Annotated in this window: 2 protein-coding genes; one reads left to right on the forward strand and one right to left on the reverse strand. The window is 63.9% G+C overall.

What is annotated here, in order from left to right:
• On the reverse strand, window positions 1–120 hold a 120-nt coding region (locus LQV45_RS33470), incomplete at its 3' end, for a helix-turn-helix domain-containing protein (RefSeq protein WP_230012079.1).
• 206 nt (window positions 121–326) lie between these two features.
• Here LQV45_RS33470 and LQV45_RS33475 point away from each other — a divergent pair.
• A partial coding sequence (locus tag LQV45_RS33475) for an NAD-dependent malic enzyme (protein ID WP_290370401.1) occupies window positions 327–1,273 on the forward strand: 947 nt, incomplete at its 3' end.

The following is a 1,273-nucleotide window of genomic DNA, read 5'->3' on the forward strand; positions in this document are numbered from 1 at the left end:
CAGGTCGGTGGAGGACGAGAGTTCGCTGAGTGTGACGTCGCCGCCGGCATCAGTGATCAGTTCCAGAAGTTCGAAAACGCGTTCAACGGACTGCACGCCTCCGGGGGCTTTTTCCGCCATAACTTTGCTCTCCTGAGAGGTTGCTTCCGACAAATTTTATCCACATCGTGAAAAAAGTGCTTAGTAGACCCAAGATACAGTACCGCCGGCCCGCCGTCGACGGACCCTCGGGGCTTGTAATTCCACAAAGTAGATAATAATATCCATCATACGAAATAAATAAGTGCAGCAAGAGCCCGTCCGCGGGCCGACTAGGAGGAAATTCAATGGCGAATCCGAGCCCCGGAAATTCGATCACCCTGCGTGTGGAGGCGCCGTCCAGCTTCAGTGCCACCAGCGAACTGGCCGCCGCCGTCGGTGCGGCCGGCGCCGCGATCACGGCCCTGGACGTCACCGAGTCCCACCACGAGACCCTGGTAGTCGACGTCACCTGCAACACCACGGACGACGACCACGCCGCACGCGTCAAGGACGCGCTCAACGCGCTCGACGGCGTCACGGTCCGGAACGTCTCGGACCGAACCTTCCTGATGCACCTCGGCGGCAAGCTGGAGGTTGTGCCGAAGGTCGCCCTGCGCAACCGGGACGACCTCTCCCGCGCCTACACCCCCGGCGTCGCCCGCGTCTGCCTGGCGATCGCGGAAAACCCTGAGGCCGCCCGGAACCTGACCATCAAACGCAACACCATCGCCGTCGTCACCGACGGCTCCGCCGTCCTGGGCCTCGGCAACATCGGCCCGGCCGCCGCACTGCCGGTCATGGAAGGCAAGGCCGCGCTCTTCAAGCAGTTCGCCAACGTCGACGCCTGGCCGGTCTGCCTGGACACCCAGGACACGGAGGAAATCATCCGGATCGTCAAGGCGCTCGCCCCGGTCTACGGCGGGGTCAACCTTGAGGACATCGCCGCTCCGCGCTGCTTCGAGATCGAAACCCGGCTCCGCGAGGAGCTCGACATCCCGGTCTTCCACGACGACCAGCACGGAACCGCAATCGTCACGCTGGCAGCCCTGACCAACGCCCTGCGCGTCGTGGACAAAAAACTCTCCGAGGTCCGGATTGTCGTTTCGGGCGTCGGCGCCGCCGGCTCCGCCATCATCGCGCTGCTCAAGGCACAGGGGGCCCGCAACATCATCGCCGCCGGCCGCTCGGGAGCGATCCACTTCGGCGAACAGTACAACGACGAGCACCGCACGTGGATTGCCGAGAACACCAA

Source organism: Microbacterium sp. Bi128, assembly GCF_918698205.1.